At 42.9% G+C, this 17,293-nt stretch carries 16 protein-coding genes; 9 read left to right on the plus strand and 7 right to left on the minus strand.

All coding sequences use genetic code 11. The features are described 5' to 3' along the window. Positions 1 to 6 precede the first annotated feature (6 nt). Entirely contained in the window at positions 7 to 591 is a 585-nt protein-coding gene (locus F4W09_RS13250; RefSeq protein WP_016168871.1) for a YqiA/YcfP family alpha/beta fold hydrolase, read from the minus strand. Positions 592 to 835: 244 nt separating this feature from the next. Here F4W09_RS13250 and F4W09_RS13255 point away from each other — a divergent pair, with 244 nt between their 5' ends. Further along, positions 836 to 2,167, plus strand: coding sequence for an alpha/beta fold hydrolase (locus F4W09_RS13255; protein ID WP_016168872.1), 1,332 nt, complete (start codon positions 836 to 838; stop codon positions 2,165 to 2,167). Between the two features lie 60 nt (positions 2,168 to 2,227). Here the strand turns inward: F4W09_RS13255 and F4W09_RS13260 are convergent, their stop codons facing one another. Together F4W09_RS13260 and gshA are read right to left on the minus strand one after the other, a co-directional pair. Further along, on the minus strand, positions 2,228 to 2,743 hold the full coding sequence (locus tag F4W09_RS13260; protein ID WP_016168873.1) for a disulfide bond formation protein B: 516 nt from the start codon (positions 2,741 to 2,743) through the stop codon (positions 2,228 to 2,230). Positions 2,744 to 2,761: 18 nt separating this feature from the next. Further along, positions 2,762 to 4,339, minus strand: a complete 1,578-nt coding sequence (gshA, locus tag F4W09_RS13265; protein WP_151505067.1) for a glutamate--cysteine ligase — start codon at positions 4,337 to 4,339, stop codon at positions 2,762 to 2,764. Between the two features lie 316 nt (positions 4,340 to 4,655). On the opposite strand from gshA, the gene F4W09_RS13270 reads away from it, so the two are divergent. The 5 genes from F4W09_RS13270 to F4W09_RS13290 all read left to right on the plus strand — a co-directional run bounded on the left by F4W09_RS13270 (position 4,656) and on the right by F4W09_RS13290 (position 9,904). Continuing rightward, positions 4,656 to 5,195: a DUF924 family protein gene (locus tag F4W09_RS13270; protein ID WP_151505068.1), complete on the plus strand. Its 540-nt coding sequence runs from the start codon at positions 4,656 to 4,658 to the stop codon at positions 5,193 to 5,195. Positions 5,196 to 5,253: 58 nt separating this feature from the next. After that, a complete protein-coding gene (locus tag F4W09_RS13275) occupies positions 5,254 to 5,832 on the plus strand; it encodes a CC0125/CC1285 family lipoprotein (RefSeq protein ID WP_044738852.1) in 579 nt (192 codons plus the stop codon). A gap of 15 nt (positions 5,833 to 5,847) precedes the next feature. Then, complete coding sequence (locus F4W09_RS13280; RefSeq protein ID WP_151505069.1) at positions 5,848 to 7,152, plus strand: DUF445 domain-containing protein; 1,305 nt, start codon at positions 5,848 to 5,850, stop codon at positions 7,150 to 7,152. A gap of 102 nt (positions 7,153 to 7,254) precedes the next feature. Continuing rightward, positions 7,255 to 8,409 (plus strand): methionine aminotransferase, encoded by a 1,155-nt coding sequence (locus F4W09_RS13285; protein ID WP_151505070.1) that lies wholly within the window; start codon positions 7,255 to 7,257, stop codon positions 8,407 to 8,409. A 127-nt stretch (positions 8,410 to 8,536) separates the two neighbouring features. Beyond that, positions 8,537 to 9,904: an MATE family efflux transporter gene (locus F4W09_RS13290; protein ID WP_151505071.1), complete on the plus strand. Its 1,368-nt coding sequence runs from the start codon at positions 8,537 to 8,539 to the stop codon at positions 9,902 to 9,904. An 83-nt stretch (positions 9,905 to 9,987) separates the two neighbouring features. Here F4W09_RS13290 and F4W09_RS13295 read toward each other — a convergent pair whose 3' ends face one another. Beyond that, positions 9,988 to 10,827, minus strand: a complete 840-nt coding sequence (locus F4W09_RS13295) for an SDR family NAD(P)-dependent oxidoreductase (protein WP_151505072.1) — start codon at positions 10,825 to 10,827, stop codon at positions 9,988 to 9,990. 210 nt (positions 10,828 to 11,037) lie between these two features. Here F4W09_RS13295 and F4W09_RS13300 point away from each other — a divergent pair, with 210 nt between their 5' ends. From F4W09_RS13300 to phoR, 3 genes are all read left to right on the plus strand, one after another. Continuing rightward, positions 11,038 to 11,724 (plus strand): TetR/AcrR family transcriptional regulator, encoded by a 687-nt coding sequence (locus F4W09_RS13300; protein ID WP_116762141.1) that lies wholly within the window; start codon positions 11,038 to 11,040, stop codon positions 11,722 to 11,724. A gap of 221 nt (positions 11,725 to 11,945) precedes the next feature. Further along, entirely contained in the window at positions 11,946 to 12,656 is a 711-nt protein-coding gene (phoB, locus tag F4W09_RS13305; protein WP_016168882.1) for a phosphate regulon transcriptional regulator PhoB, read from the plus strand. A gap of 10 nt (positions 12,657 to 12,666) precedes the next feature. Next, the gene (phoR, locus tag F4W09_RS13310) at positions 12,667 to 14,025 is read left to right on the plus strand and encodes a phosphate regulon sensor histidine kinase PhoR (protein WP_016168883.1); all 1,359 of its coding nucleotides are present in this window, start codon (positions 12,667 to 12,669) and stop codon (positions 14,023 to 14,025) included. Positions 14,026 to 14,117: 92 nt separating this feature from the next. Here the strand turns inward: phoR and asd are convergent, their stop codons facing one another. From asd to pncB, 3 genes are all read right to left on the minus strand, one after another. Next, complete coding sequence (gene asd / locus F4W09_RS13315; RefSeq protein ID WP_016168884.1) at positions 14,118 to 14,969, minus strand: archaetidylserine decarboxylase; 852 nt, start codon at positions 14,967 to 14,969, stop codon at positions 14,118 to 14,120. Beyond that, the gene (locus F4W09_RS13320) at positions 14,966 to 15,814 is read right to left on the minus strand and encodes a sulfurtransferase (RefSeq protein ID WP_151505073.1); all 849 of its coding nucleotides are present in this window, start codon (positions 15,812 to 15,814) and stop codon (positions 14,966 to 14,968) included. Before F4W09_RS13320 ends, asd begins: the two co-directional genes overlap by 4 nt. A gap of 109 nt (positions 15,815 to 15,923) precedes the next feature. After that, entirely contained in the window at positions 15,924 to 17,132 is a 1,209-nt protein-coding gene (pncB, locus tag F4W09_RS13325) for a nicotinate phosphoribosyltransferase (protein WP_044738845.1), read from the minus strand. Positions 17,133 to 17,293: the final 161 nt, after the last annotated feature.

Here is a 17,293-nt window from a genome sequence, read left to right on the forward strand (position 1 = left end):
ATTTCCTTATAATCTGGAAGACGAAAAAAATTGTAAAATCATGGGGATTTTAGCAGCAAAATCATCCATGGCATGGTTGCCATGCGCTTCGGTCATGACCCATGCGCGAGGCTGCTGCGACGCATAATAACGTTCCGCTTCACGATAATCTAAAACATCGTCGCCTTGTTGTAATAACACCAACACTTTGTCTGCTTGCTGAACATTTGGCACGGCAATCTGTTCTAAATAGTCCAATTGTGCCTCATCTAAGATCCATTCAGGATGAACTTGATAAGGTAACTGTTGTTGCCCAAATAAATCACGAAACAGTTGCCATGGTCGCATAGCGGGGTTAATCAAAACAGCGGGCAGAGCATGCCTTGCGACCAATTGTGTCGCATAAAAGCCCCCCAGACTACTGCCGATCAAAGCAACATCTGGATAGTTCAGCACCAAATCCTGTAACACTTGCAGAGCTTGCTCAGGCGGCATATTTAAGTCGGGCACATGGACAGTCAATTCATCATCTTGCGCACAATACTGTTGTAACTGCTGTGCTTTGATTGATTTTGGACTACTTTGAAAGCCATGGATATAAATAATATTCATATTTTCAGGTTACGTAGGTTATTCCCGTCATCCATTTTTCATCATTCTGACGCAGGATTATTCTAAATTCGTCGAAAGCCTCGAATTGTTAGACAAAATAAGCCCTATTTCATGATTTTCATCGGTATTTTAAAATTATTCGAGTGGTACTCGATATGATGAAAACTGAAAAAAGTTATACCTCTATCTTAATCAAAATGAAAGCGTTGAGATGAGACAAACAAAGCATCAAGGATAACAACAAATGCCGAGTTTAACACCGCTGCATGAAACTTATTGTAAATGGGACCGCACGCCACCCAGCCAAGCCGACTTACTGGAAGGTCTAGCCCAATTACTCAGTACGCCACTTAACAATGTGGTGCAAGATTTTATGCGTACTATTCAGCGGGAAATCTTCTCAAGTATTTTTGGTCTTGATGAACAAGAATTCAAAAACTTGCAAAATCGACCACAAATTGCTCGGTTTAACCGCTTAAGCATGAGTTTGTTGGAAAATTATGGACATTATCTTTTAGCGCCAGGCCTACGCCAAATTATTGAAAAATACCCAAAACTACATGAAAAACCACTTACTCCGACGCTGCATTTTTTAGTCGGCGCGGTGAATGGCGTCTTGGGTGACTATTTGCTGAAATATCATAATCCGATGGCACTACCGATGGTGCTCTATGATCACTACGGTGAAATCCAACGTGGAGATTTATCAGGTCGGGTGGTCCTTTTTGTGCATGGTTTGTGTATGAACCATCTTGACTGGACCAACCGTAATAATGGCGGTTTTGGAGAAAAACTGCTAGCACAACGTGACCACAACACCATGTTGTATTTAAACTACAACACAGGCCGTCGTATTTCAGCCAATGGACGCAGCCTTGCCAATACCTTAGAAGATCTGATTCAGCGTAACCCGCGCATTACCAGTATTGATATTATTGGACATAGTATGGGTGGACTGGTTGCCCGCAGTGCCTTGTTCTATGGCAAACAAAATATGCATCAATGGCTGCACATGGTCGAAAATTTAGTTTGTCTAGGCTCTCCGCATCATGGTGCGGTACTGGAACGGTTTGGTTTTGCAGTTCAAGAAAAATTGGGGCGTTTTCCGATTGTGAAATTGGTCGGGCATCTGGTGAATATTCGCAGTAATGGCATTTTAGATTTACGTTATGGCAGTGTGCGCGATGACGATTGGGAGCATAATGAAGCACGGATTGGTTTCTTTGACGATAACCGTAAACCTGCTCCCCTACCTTCGCATATCAATACCTATTTGGTCGCGGGCACACTCGAATTCGAACACCGTAAAAACAAAACCCTAAAAGTGATTGGCGATTATTTGGTCAGTGTAAAAAGTGCCTTAGGTGAACATCCCAATCCGCGTTTTCAATTGAAATTGCCCGAATCACATAAAGCCATTTTTTACGGTCTGAATCATTTAGAAATTCAATATCACTCCAGTGTCGCAGAACAAATCGTGCATTGGTTCTATCCTGAAAAAGCACAACATCACCAACTGCATGCTCATGAACATATGATTGGTTTAGATGATTTTGAAGGCATTGCCCTGACCTAATACCACATAAAAAAAGCCAACAACTGTTGGCTTTTTTATCTCTATTGGACAAAGTCGCTATTATTTTTTCGCTTTCGCTGCAGTTGGATAACGGCGCACCAATTGCCACAGACTCACCACGGTCAATACCACGAAAAATAACAATGACCATACAGGCAAAGACTGTCCCAAGAAGGTCCAGTCAATCACTGCACACTCGCCTGAACCTGTGAGCACTTGCGCCAAGACGCTTTTTAACGGCAAGGCATCAATCAGATAATTTAATCCAGGACCACAGCTCGGCACCTGATCGGGCGGCAAATTCTGTAACCAAACATGGCGTGCTGCAACACCTGCCGACCATAAAATAGACAAGCTACCGAGTAAGGCATAAATGCGTTTTCCCACCGTAGACTTTGGATTATGAATCAATGCAATCAGCGAAATAAAACCTAACCCCATTAAACCCACTCGCTGAAAGACGCACAATGGGCATGGAGACAAACCTTGGACATGTTCGAGATACAGCGCAAACGCCATACCCACAATACTGGCAATCACTAAAAACCCGCTCACGAAGCGAAAACTCCATTGCATGGTCAAACCTCTTAATTTTTATCGATAATGTGCAAGATATTCGTCAAAACTGATGTCAGTATCTTGTTCAAGTTGTTGTTGCTGTTGTAGCGATGTCTGTGCCAGTTCATCAAAATAGGCCTGTGTTTCAGGGTTTAATTGATGCTGTTCATACACTGCCGCATGTTGTTGAGCCATCACGCTACCAAAATTCCACGTTCCACCATGGGTCAAAGTATCTGCGATCACCTGTGCTGAAAGGGTATGATCAACCTCATCAATACGTTGTTGCATCAGTTGTAAAGCTTGAACATACAACTGCGTGGTATTGGCTTGATCTAGCAATTCTGCGAAGGGTTGCATCGCATCCAGATGTTTTTGACACCAAGCTTCAATCTGGTAATCCTGTCCATCTTCCACAATGTGTGCATTCGGTGCACGCCCCCGATTGACCACTTCAGCCTGATTCTGTTCAATCTGCTCTTGCTCAGCATCTAACAACGCAGGACTGTCTTGTAATAAACAATACAATGCCAAGACTTCCAGAAAACCAGCGCTGCTTTCATCAATCCCAATCGGACTATACGGATTCACATCCACCGCACGCAGCTCGACATAGCCAACGCCACGATTCGCTAAAGCTTCCGAAGGCGTTTCACCTGCCTGAGGCACCTGCTTTGGTCGCACTAGACTGTAGTACTCATTTTCAATTTGCAGGACATGGTCATTAATTTGGGTTGGCTCACCTTGCGCATCATTTAACCCTAAACGGCTAAAGTCTGCATACGGAGTTTTGACCGCTTTTTGTAAACCGTCTAAATAGCCCTGAATGTCATTATAGTGAATGCCAAGTTGCTTCTGCGCTGAATTCTGATAACCAAAACGTCCCATGCGCAAAGCAGTGGCATAAGGCAAATATAAGGTCCCTTTTAACAACGGCAGCAAATGATGCTCACGCCCCGTCATAAAGCATTTACACACTGACGGGCTCGCACCCAGCAAAAACATCACCAACGGCGTTAAACGAATAAAATTGCGAATTAAGCCAAAATAACGATGGCTACGGTAATCTTGTGCAGAGAGTTGGCGTAAATGAGGATCGGTTTCTTGTTGTTGTAATGCACTAAATAAGCGGTCTGGGAAGGATAAATTATAATGTACCCCAGAAATGGTCTGCATACGGCGACCATAACGAATGCCTAAACCATGACGATATAGCGTTTTGAAACGGCCAATATTGGAGCTGCCATATTGTGCCAAACGAATGTTGTCTTCCTCGTTGTCCAACATGCATGGCATCGACAAAGGCCAAAGTTTTTCTTCATGCTCTAAGTGACGATGCACCACAGCATGAATATCGGTCAAATAAGACAAAGTTTTGGCAATACTGTCTTGTGGAGGGGTAATAAACTCCATCAAGGCTTCTGAATAATCAGTGGTGATATGCGGATGGGTCAATGCCGATCCTAAAGCTTTAGGATGATCGGCCTGCGATAAAAAACCATTACTTTGCATACGCAAACTTTCACGTTCTATACCACGCAACATCCCTTGTAACAGCGAAGAATCCACCCAAGTCGGAAGTACAGCTTGAGAGGTCGATTCGGGTTGATTCATTATCATCTCGCTTTTTGGAAGAACCACTAAAATAAAATCATCAGTTTATATCAGTCTACTGTGATTTGATGCCGCCACATGACACGCTGTCTACTTTTCAAACAGATTCGCAACATTTGCTGCTTTTACTGAAAAAATTCAGCAAATCAGATCAGTAGCATTAATATGGGTGACATCGCTTATGTTCAACGGGTCAATATAAAAATTTCTGAAAAAGTGCACCTATTGCGGCAATTTTTTATCACAAAGTTACTCTATAAGACACCCAAAAAATATGATTTTATGGAAGAATAAGTGCTAAGGATCTGTAATAAAAATGAATTATCAGGATATTTTAAACTTTTGGTTTGCGCCCGAAACCCAACCGCACTGGTTTGCCAAAAGTAGCGAATTTGATCAAATGTTAGCAGAAAAGTTTGGCCAGATACATCAGCAAGCTGCTTTAGCTGAACTGTGGGAATGGCGCCAACAGCCTGAAGGGCGTCTTGCCGAAGTGATTATTCTAGATCAATTTTCCCGCAATTTATTTCGTGATCAAGCACAGGCCTTTGCGCAAGATGGACTTGCGTTAGGGTTGGCACAAGAAGCCATTTTAGGTCAACATGACTTAAAACTTAGCCCAGAACACCGTTATTTCTTATATATGCCTTTTATGCACAGTGAGTCGCAACGTGTACATGAATTTGGGTTAAAATTATTTGAACAATTGGGACATCCGATTGCCTTAGAATTTGAACGACAACATAAAGCTATTATTGACCGATTTGGACGCTATCCACACCGAAATCACATTCTAGGACGATCATCTAGCGCTGAAGAATTAGAATTTTTGACACAACCGAATAGTCATTTTTAACCCTGAGTGGCGTGTCTTCTTTCTCCCCTATTTCATCAGCAGTCTGCGGAGTATAAACATGAAAACTAAGCTTATTGCCCTGACACTTCTTACACTTGCACTGGCGGGCTGTGCCTCTACACCATCCAAACCTCGAACCTTTGATCAGTTGGGACGGTTTAATACCTATCCCATGAATACACAGACGTATCGGATCAGTTTTGAAGCCGACCCCAATATGAACTATGGGGTCGCGGAAGAAATTACCTTGGTCAAGGCAGCTCAAACTACAGTCAAAAATGGCTTTCGTTATTTTAAAGTCCTAGATGACCCCAGTAATTTGACCAATAAACCACCTCGTCAAGCGGTGGTGTATCGCTCACCGTCTTTTTACCCTTATGGTTACTATCCACGTGGCTATTACCGCCGCTATCCAGGATATTGGCCTGACCCATTCTACGACACACCACAGGTGGTGAATATTGACCCTGTGCAAGTCTCGTATACCATTGAGTGTTTTAAAGAAAAAGACAAAGTACCTAGCGATGCTTTTGATGCCACACTCATCTTACAGTCTTTGGGAAAAAAATATGGACTGACCTCTACAGGCGAGGTCATTCAACCACAACCCGAAGTATCTGCTCCAACCCAAAAATAAGATTAGGATAATTCTATGCATGTAGCGACCACCAGTTCTGAAAGCTTGCAACGAAGTAAACGCTTCGCAAATATTGCTTTATTGCTGGCGGTCATGACATGGATTGTGCTCATGGTGCTCGCCAAATTCATGCCCGAGTATGCATGGCTGATTCATATTTTCATGTTGTCTGCAGAAGCTGGTGTTGTCGGTGGGTTGGCAGATTGGTATGCCATCACCGTATTGTTCCGCAATCCTTTTGGCAAAATGCCAATTCCCAATTTTTTGCGTGACCATACCGAAATTATTCCACGTAACAAGGCGCGTATTGCCGAGTCTATGGGGCGTTTTGTCCAAGAGAATTTTCTTTCCCCTCAAGTGGTCGAACGCAGTCTCAAAAATATCGACTTGAGTCTGGCAGTGGGTCAATGGTTAGCCAATCCTCACAACAACACGCAAGTCACGCAAGTGATTCAGCAAACCGTCCCGAAAATCTTTGACTTTGTTGGGCAAGAGCAGATTGGTCGCTTTATTCAAAACAATAGTGTGCAATGGGTGCGCAATACCAATATCAACATGCTGGCCAGTGAAATGCTGCGTGCGGTCATTGAAAATGACTTCCACCAAGATGTATTGCAACGTGGCCTAGATATCGTGCATGACTGGATGATCAACCATCCAGAGCAAACCCGCGAACTCACGCAAAAGCTGTTTAAAGAACTTGGGGTCTCTAAATTGGCCAAAGGTGCCAGTTGGATTGGGATTGATGTGCAACAACGCACCATTGACTCACTGATTGAACGGGTAGAATCCATGCTCGCCAATCCAGAGCACCCTTGGCGACAACAGATTGAAGAAACAGCCCAAGAACTGATGCTGCAATTAACCGATCGGAACAGTGTCGCAAGCCAACGCTTAAATCAGGGTAAAGATGCCTTACTGGATAGCCCTCAAGTGCTGAATTTTATTCGTGGTGCGGTGGTGATTTTATGTGATGCCATTAAAGCCGATTTAATGCAGCCTGATTCAGGCATTGCAGCCAATCTACGCGTGGCAATTCAACAGGTTGGAGAGAATATCATTGCCAATCAGGCTGTCCGCCAGTTATTGAATGATCGCATGAGCGGTCTGGCGGTTAATTTGAGTGATCAATACAGTGAAAAAGTGATTCGTTTTATTAGTGAACGCATTCATGAATGGGACTCACGCGAGATGATTGGTAAAATTGAAAATGAGGTCGGTGGCGACCTGCATATGATTCGTGTGAATGGCGTGGTGGTGGGTGCCTTTATTGGTCTCGCACTGGGGATTATTCGGGCTGTGGTCGATTATTTGCTCTAGTTTACGACATGGTTCAGACAGAGAAATAAATAGATTTAAACTTGTACAAACCTTGCAACATGCTAAATTAAATCGGTTTATTCATCCGATAGGTCTGTGGTCATGCTTGAAATTCATTCCAAACTTCCTGCCCAAGGGGTCACGATTTTTAGTCAGATGACGGCCATGGCACAACGGCTGAATGCACTCAATTTATCACAGGGCTTTCCCGACTTTGCGCCCCCGCAAGCCTTGCTCGAAGCCTTAAGCCATGCAACCTTACACGGTTCCAATCAATATGCTGCGGGTGATGGCTTACTTAGCTTACGCCAGCAAGTGGCTGCGCAATTTCTTCAGCGTGATGAGCTGGTGATTGATCCAATCCACGAAATCACCATCACACCTGGGGCGACCATCGCCTTATTTAGTGCCATTCAAGCCATTGTGAATGCGGGTGATGAAGTCATTGTGTTTGATCCGAGCTATGACAGCTATGCGCCAAGTATTGCCTTGGTCGGTACTAAAGCAATTCATATTCCTTTAATGGCACCGCATTTTCATGTGGACTGGAACCGAGTTGCCAACGCAATTAATGCCAAAACCCGCATGATTATTGTCAATACGCCACATAATCCAACGGGGGCGATTTGGTCGAAGCAAGATTGGCAACAACTGATTCAACTGATCCAAAATCGCAATATTGTGGTGCTCTCAGACGAGGTCTATGAACACTTGGTATACGATGGGCAACAACACTATTCAGCTTTGTCTTTTCCAGAGCTGCGTGAACGGTGTTTTGTCGTCGGTTCATTCGGAAAAACCTTCCATGTGACGGGTTGGAAAACAGGGTATTGTGTGGCTGCCCCTGAGTTGATGCGGGTCTTTCGCCAAGTTTATCAATTTGCCAATTTTTGTGGGGTCACGCCAGTCCAAGCTGCTTTAGCACAGTACATGCAAGAACATCCTGAACATATTCAGCAGCTTGCTCATTTTTATCAGCAAAAACGTGATTTATTCAATGCAAGTTTAGCAGCTTCCCGATTTACATTGACGCCGTCTCAAGGCACCTATTTCCAAAATTTGGATTATCGTGCAATTCGCCCCGATTTGAATGATGTTGACATGTGCCACTTCCTTGCGGAACAGCATGGCATTGTGGCGATTCCCATTTCCGTTTTTTATCAGCAACCACCTGAAGATTTAAAACTAATTCGCTTCTGCTTTGCCAAAACCGAACAGACCTTGACCCAAGCCACCCAAATTCTCAGTGCGGTATAAAGCCAAGCCAAGCGTAAAAATACGCTCTGCAATATGGCTTTGCTTACTGAAATACATCACTTTTTCCTGAGCGAACTATGCTAGGGTAAGCTGAAGCAACACGATAAAAAAGAGCACAGGATCATCTATGTCGGCACACAACCCTTTGGTGCAACATCAAAAGCTATGGAAAGCATTTTTTATTTTCCTGATGCCGTTGATTGCCACCAATATTCTGCAAAACCTATCAGGGACAATTAATACGGTCTTTGTCGGGCAGATGATGGGGGTACAAGCGATTGCCGCAGTGGCAGTATTTTTTCCGATTTTGTTCTTTTTAATGGCTTTTGTGATTGGTTTGTCCGCAGGTTCAACCGTACTGATCGGACAGGCATGGGGTGCACAGAATATAGAAAAAGTGCGGGCGGTGGTTGGCTCGACCCTATTTATGACCCTGATTGGTGGAAGCATCATTGCCTTATTAGGGGTAGTATTTTCCCGCTATGTGTTATTGGCATTGGGTACGGATGAAGCCGTCATGCATTTGTCCTTGCCTTATGTGCAGTGGATGCTCGCAGGTAGCCCTTTATTATTTATCTATATTATTTATACCTCCATTTTACGCGGTGTGGGCGATAGCACTACCCCTTTAATCGCTTCAGGCATGACCATTTTAGTAGGCCTTTGCGTGACTCCTGTCTTGATTGCAGGCTATTGGGGCTTTCCTCGACTGGGAATTGTTGCACCTGCGATTGCATCGACCCTAGGTTTTGTTTCTGTTCTCATTTTCTTATATTTTTATCTGGGCTATAAACGACATCCACTTCGACTCGACGCACAAATGCTGCGTCATATTCGTTTTGACCGCCAACTGTGTCAAATTATTTTACGCCTCGGTATTCCAACTGGGGTGCAAATGGTCACGACTTCGGTTGCTGGTTTGGTGATTGTAGGGTTGGTCAATCGTCATGGTGCTGATGCGACTGCTGCCTATGGAGCTGTGAATCAGGTTCTGAATTATATTCAGTTTCCTGCACTTTCGATTGCGATTGCTGCATCGATTTTTGCCGCGCAAGCGATTGGCGCTGGAAAGTCAGAATTACTCTCCAAAGTTACACGTACCGCACTCGGGATGAATATTGCGATTACAGGATTATTGGTGGTCTTGGGCTATTTATTTTCAAAATATCTGATGGCACTTTTTATTACAGATCATGCTGTGGTCGAACTGGGTCAACAGCTTTTGTTTATTGTGTTATGGTCCATTTTATTCTTTGGTGCCAGCGCGATTTTTGCTTCGATTATGCGTGCTAGTGGTACCGTCACCGTTCCGATGATCATCAACATTGTTGCCATTATTGCCATTGAAGTTCCCTGCGCTTATTTATTTAGTGACTGGTGGGGACTGCAAGGTATCTGGTATGCCTATGCGCTTGCCTTTGTGTGCCTATGTATGATGCAAGGTCTGTATTATCAATTTGTCTGGAAAAAGAAAACCGTAGAAAGTTTAATTTGATAAACCATACATAAAAAAGCAGGTGTTGATCTGAAGATCGACACCTGCTTTTTATTTACTCTGCTTTTTATTTACTCTGCTTGTTATTTAAAACGCTTGCTGAATGACGTCGCCATAGCCGTCACTTTTTGATAGCCTGTTGGCAAAATACGCTGAATCAGATCTAAAGATTTTGCATCATTGCCAATCAACACACGACGCTTATCCTTTTGTACCGCCGCTAAAATTTGACGTGCCGCTTCTTCAGGTGGAATACGTAATAACTTATTAAATGCGCGTGCCGATTTTTCTGGATTCATCCCCAAGCTACGTAAGCTGTCATTCATACGCGCATCATTGGCAATATTGGTACGAATACCACCTGGATGTACACACAGCGCGCTAACGCCACAGTTTTCAATATCCAGTTCCTGACGTAGGGATTCGGTAAAACCACGAACCGCAAACTTGGTGGCATTATAGGCCGATTGGGTGGGTTGAGCCGTTAAACCGAATAAGCTAGAAATGTTGATGATATGACCATCGCCTGTTTGCTTAATCAACGGCAAAAATTCTTTGGTTCCGTACACCACGCCCCAAAAATTAATCCCTACAATCCATTCTAGTTCATCATAACTCGCACCTTCTACTGTCGAGCCCAACGCCACCCCAGCATTGTTAAAAATCATATTGACTGAACCATGATTTTGTACCGTTTCTTCTGCCCAAGTACGCATGGCTTCACGGTCAGACACATCTAGTTTTTGGGTGGTCACTCGCACATTGCTGTCTTTCAGTAATTCCACGGTTTTTGCCAAACCTTGTTCATTAATATCACTTAAAGAAAGATGGCAACCTTGCTTGGCTAAAAGCAATGCCAACTGTTGACCAATCCCTGAACCCGCACCTGTTACGGCGGCGATTTTATTGTTAAATGTTTTCATTTTCTATCCTTATTGGTTCCTAAGGCGGTATGACAAAGCTACCCCCATTATTTTATGCATGATGCAAATGACACTCCCAATATAAATTTGACAATACTCATTGTCAATAATTGTCTGACGAATCTCCTTTGAGCCGAATCCTGCGTTTAATTTAGGCATTTGCAGCAATTGTTGTTAAACTATAGGCGGTCTTTGCTACGTTTTATCTTTATGACTTATTCCAATACCAACGATGCAGGAAAAAATAACCAACCGTTAAAAAATAAAGAACGCCAGTTTAAAGGGCTGTCTTTGACTGAACGTCAACAGGCACGTCGTGAAAAACTCATCGAGGCAGGTATTGAAGTTTATGGCACACATGGTTTCTTTGCCGTCACAGTCAAAGACATTTGCAATGAAGCCAAACTGACCGAACGCTATTTTTATGAATCCTTTAAAAAAAGTGATCAACTTTTCCAAACCATCTTTTTAAAACTGATTGATGAACTGCAACAAAATGTCATGCAAGCGATTATGCAAGCCTCGAACAGTCATGAAAAAATGGTCGATGCTGGCTTAACCGCCCTACTCACCACGCTCAAAGATAACCCACGTATGGCACGTATTATTTATATCGATGCTATGCTGGTACAAGAACTGCATAACCAAGCCACCATTCACGAAACCATGTTGCGTTTTGACCGTATGATTCATGCTTTTGTCATGTTAATGATGCCGAATATCCCGCATTCAGAACGTGAAATTTCATGGGTTTCTACAGGCTTAAATGGTTATGTTACCCAGATTGCGATTCGTTGGGTCATCAGTGGCTTTAAACAGTCTCTGGAAGATGTATTGGCATCATGTCGAGTGGTTTTTTTAGCTCTACTCGAATCATTTTCTGAGAAAAAAAATTAAATTACAGCAATTTAATTTTTACAAAAGAATTGAACCAGATTTTAAGGCAGCCATTAAGTTTGTCTAAAATTGTTCACGAATTCGACTAAAAATTGTCACAAAACTTTGCGAAAATTGGGATTCTGCCCTATTCTGCAATGATACTGTCATAATTAATCTTTGTAATAAGCCTGTCATAAATAAAAAACGGCCTACCGTTATCATCAATAGGATATTGCGTTGTGAAAGATGACTACATACTAATCGTCGATGACGAACTTCCAATTCGAGAGATGATTCATACCTCTTTGGATATGGCAGGCTTTCAATGCTTACAGGCAGAAGATGCAAAACAGGCGCATCAAATGATTGTCGATCAACGCCCAGCGTTAATTCTGCTCGACTGGATGATGCCTGGTGGTGTCAGCGGTGTCGATCTCTGTCGTCGCCTTAAACGCGATGAAAATTTATCTGAAATTCCTGTGATTATGCTCACTGCACGCGGAGAAGAAGACCATAAAGTCCAAGGTCTCGATGCAGGTGCAGATGACTACATGACCAAACCTTTTTCAACACGCGAATTGGTATCGCGCATTAAAGCTGTTCTGCGTCGCGCCAATGCTCTGAGTGGAGAAAAAACCATTGATGCCAATGGTTTATTGCTTGACCCAGTCAGCCAACGCGTGAGTTTTGGCAATAATATTCTAGAAATGGGTCCAACTGAATATCGTTTATTGGCCTTCTTCATGACACATCCTGAGCGTGCTTATACCCGTGCGCAACTGCTTGATCAAGTTTGGGGTGGAAATGTCTATATTGAAGACCGTACTATTGATGTCCATATTCGCCGTTTACGCAAAGTCTTAGAACCCTATGGTGCAGACCGTTTTGTTCAAACCGTGCGTGGAACGGGTTACCGCTTCTCCACTCGTGCTGATGTAGCTTTAGGTTAATTTTAGTTTTATGTATGAACCCTACCCTGTCCCCGAACTGGCGCGTGAGCATCAAAAATTCCGTTACAGCAGTTTATGGATATTTGCCAAACAAGATTTACGTTTACTGGTTTTTCTATTGCTGATTGCAAGCTTGATCGGGTTTGGCATCGGGTATTTTTGGGTTTGTATTTTTACTGCTTTTACCATTTTCTTCGGTTTCCAACTGCGCTCTTTGTACTTGGTCAATGAATGGATTTCTAACCGTCCTTATGATGTTCCGCCCAATTTAAATGGCATCTGGGGAGCATTATTATTTAATGTCTATCGTGCGCAGCGCCAAGAACGTATAGTTCAAGCCGAAATGGTTGGTTTGATTGACCGTGCACAATCCTCTTTGGTGGCACTGGCAGAAGCCGTGGTGTTAATTGATGAGTCACATCAAATTGAATGGTGGAATCCCGCGGCAGAAAAATTATTGGGCATTCAGGCGCTAGATCGTGGTCGCAATATTATGACCATTCTACGCCAGCCGAGTTTTATTGAATATTTCAAACAAAGCGATCAAATCCCTGATGGGATTAAAATGAAATCCTCAGTGTTTGAAGATCATTACGTACAAATCAAAATGACTCGCTTTGGCGGTGAAAGCCGTCTTTTAGTAGCATATGATGTGACTCGGATGCATAACTTAGAGCAAATGCGTAAAGATTTTGTCGATAATATTTCACATGAATTACGCACGCCTTTAACAGTGCTCAGTGGTTATATTGAAACCTTTACCGATCAGGAAGATTTAAATCCACGCTGGAAGCGTGCATTTGAGCAAATGCAGGCGCAGACCAAACGTATGAATGCCTTGGTCAATGACCTCTTGCTGTTATCCCGTTTGGAAAATAATAAGCAAATTGCCAAAAACCAGATTATTGAAATGCCAAGCCTAATGAATCAGTTATTCGATGATGCGCAGGCCTATAACGTGGATTATGGCCATACCCTGAATTTGGACATCGACAGTCATTGCGACCTCATTGGTTCAGATACCGAGTTGGCCAGTGCGTTTAGCAATCTCATTACCAATGCGATTAAATACACCCCGAAAGGCGGTACTATTACCATGGGTTGGCATGATGATGGCGAACATGGTTATTTTACGGTTGAAGATACGGGTATTGGTATTGATCCGAAACATTTGCCACGCTTAACCGAACGCTTTTATCGTGTGGATAGCGCACGTAGTCGTCAAACAGGTGGAACGGGTTTAGGACTGGCAATTGTGAAACACGTACTGATGCAGCACAATGCACATTTAGAAATTGAATCCAAAGAAAATCAAGGCTCGACTTTTAAAGTTGTATTTCCCAAAGAACGCCTGTACCACTTGAGCTAAAAATTGTTTTACTCAGCAATGATTATTATATGATTTAAAAAATAAGGATTGAGATGGTTGCATCTAACAACCATCTCAAATCAAAGCCATCATTACAGGGTATGCCCCAATGCTTCGCCCATCACTACTGTCGAATTGGCTTTAAACTGGGCATCCCACTGCATTTTATTTTGTTCAAACAAGACAATTGCCGTCGAACCTAAGTAAAAACGTCCTAGCTCTGCACCTTTTTCAAGGAATAGATTGTGCTGGTTCAACTCTAAACGCCCCGTCGGTTTCACTTTGCCTGTCGCAACCGTTTCGATGCCTGCCACAATCATCGCACCGACTAACACCACTGCCATACGCCCCAATTCGGTATCGAACAGGCACACCATACGCTCATTACGTGCGAACAAACCTGGAATATTTTCAGCCGTTGTCTGGTTCACAGAGAACAATTCACCAGGTACGTATAAGGTTTCTGTGAGCGTACCTGCAAACGGCATATGTACACGGTGATAATCACGCGGAGATAAATATACCGTAGCAAATTCACCGTGTTTGAATGGCTCTGCTAATTGAGGATCCGCAATCAGTTTTTCAACCGAAAAACTTTGCCCTTTGGCTTGAAACACTTCACCAGACTCAATATGCCCCAATTGTGAAATTGCCCCATCGGCAGGAGACACGATGCTTGTCTCATCGGCATCAATCTCACGTACACCCTCTTGCAAAGCTCGGGTAAAAAATTCATTGAATGACTTGTATTTCAACGCATTTTTTTGCTCTGCAATTGACATATCAATGCCATATTGCGCTTTAAATGCAGAAATTGCCGTGTTTTTAATCAATGGATGTTCACTGGCAGCAATCTTACCTACCACACGCGAGAGTTGATGTTGTGGCACAACACGTTGCGCCTGAATAAAGAATTGTTTTGTTAAACGCGAGGTGAGGCTCAAGACGGTAACTCTCCAGTAACGATTGGACTATCGAGGCGATTGCCCCATTCACTCCACGCACCATCATAAGCTCGAATATTCCAACCCAATACACGACCCAAAATATAAGCCAAACCTGAACGATGATGTGACTGACAGTACACCACGACAGGTTCTTGTAAATTGAAACCTTGTTGTTCTAAGCGTTGTTGTGTGCGTTCTAAAGCATGCAATTTTAAATGATTTTCACGGTTAAGTGCAGTACTCCATTCAAAATGGCGCGCATTTGGAATATGACCACCGCGTCGTGCTGCTAATCTTAAACCCGTATATTCATCTTCAGTTCGACAATCCCAAAGCTGAATGGCCTGTTGCTGTACCAAAGACAACAACTCGGGATATTCAATACGGACTTGATCTTGTGCAGCCAAATTGACTTGCACTAAGGATTCTACAGGAGCGAATTGCTCCTGTTCTGAAGTCGTGGGCAAACCTTGCCCTAACCATGCATGAATACCGCCATTGAGCAGCGAGGTATTATAAAAACCCAAGCAATGCAAATTCCAGATCAATCGCCCTGCCCAAGCGCCACCTTCATCGTCATAAACCACCACATGATGTTCAGGACTAATATTTAAATACTGAATCAGTGCCTGCAAACCTTCAGCATGAGGTAACAAGCCCGTTGCATTTTCTTCTTGACGCAACAACTGCGCGGGTTTGAGCGGAATCGCATGTGGAATATGCAACTGATCATAGACTGAACTTCGACTTAAATCCACAATACGTAATTTTTCATTGTCTAAATGTGGAAGTAGCTCTTCCACCTCGATTAATAAACCCAAATTTAGCGTAGATTCCGTCATCTTTTTTACACGTTTTGTTCTGGCAACAGCTTGATCTTAGCATAAGCCCATGTCTACCAACTGCCGATTTTCCTAGAGATCATTGCAGAAAATCAGCAATATAAATCAATTAATGCTCAAGCTCTGTAATTTGAAAAACCTGACGTAAGTAGGCCAAGAAAGTATCATTATCGGTCATGGTTTTGCCTGGACTATCTGAAATTTTCGCCACCGATTGTCCATTACACTCCACCAACTTCAATACAATATTCAATGGGGTCTGCCCCATGTCATTGGTCAGATTGGTGCCTATACCGAAGCTCACTTTGAAACGGTCTTTGAAATATTGATGTAATGCCCATGCTTTTTGTAAATTCAAACCGTCACTGAAAGTCAGCATTTTGGTTCTGCTGTCAATTTTTAAGGTTTTGTAATGTTCATAGGCTTTGTCTCCCCAAACAAAAGGGTCACCACTGTCGTGTCTTAAGCCATCGAATAATTTAGCAAAATACAAATCAAAATCACGCAGGAAAGCATCCATTCCCACCACATCAGTCAGGGCAATACCCAAATCACCCCGATATTCCTGTACCCAAGTCTCTAATGCGGCTTTTTGGAAATCACGCAGACGTACATCTAAAGCCTGAAAGGCCTGTAAAAACTCATGTGCCATGGTGCCAATCGGTGAAATTCCCAATTCTTTTGCCAACAGCACATTGCTGGTCCCTCGGAAAACATTCGGTACTGCTTGGTGAAATGCCTGAATAACCTGTCTTTGCCAAGTCAAACTATAGCGACGACGGGTGCCAAAGTCAGACACCAAAAACGGGGGATCTTCTGGTTGTTGCTGCTGTTCACACTGTTGAATGAATTCAATTTTGGCTTTAAGACGACGCTTACCTTCTTCAAGTACTTCTGGCGTACGAATGCGCTGAAAATACAGTTCGTTGACAATCGCCAAGACAAAAATCTCGAACATCATCGCTTGGACCATGGGACCTTCGACCCAAATATCCAAACGGCCTTCACTATCTATACCTGTATGAATGAAACGGCGTTTGAGTTGAAATAATTCCAAATAATCAACAAAGTCACTTTTAATAAAACGTAAGCCACGCAAATATTGCAATTCATCTTCTTTAAATCGAAGCTGACACAAATAATCTAACTGCTCATTCAAATCTTGCAGGATATCCACCAAGGGATAGACCGTCTCGTCCAAATTGCGGCAACGAAAATGGTAAACACTGTGCGTTTGTGGGAACTTGTGTAACACCACTTGTAGCATCGTAAATTTATATAAATCAGTATCCAGCAAGGATTGAATTATTGGTTGCATAGCCTATCCGTTCGGAATGTTCTTCATTCACGATAAATCACAGAATCCATTGTTACATAACATCCAGTGTCATTTATTCTTTTTTCTTATCCTTTTAACAAAAAAATAATGATTCCAGTTATGGAAGGCCAATAGATCGCCGCGACCACATGTGCATATTA

Origin of the sequence: Acinetobacter tandoii (genome assembly GCF_008867985.1) — a bacterium.
GTDB lineage: Bacteria > Pseudomonadota > Gammaproteobacteria > Pseudomonadales > Moraxellaceae > Acinetobacter > Acinetobacter tandoii.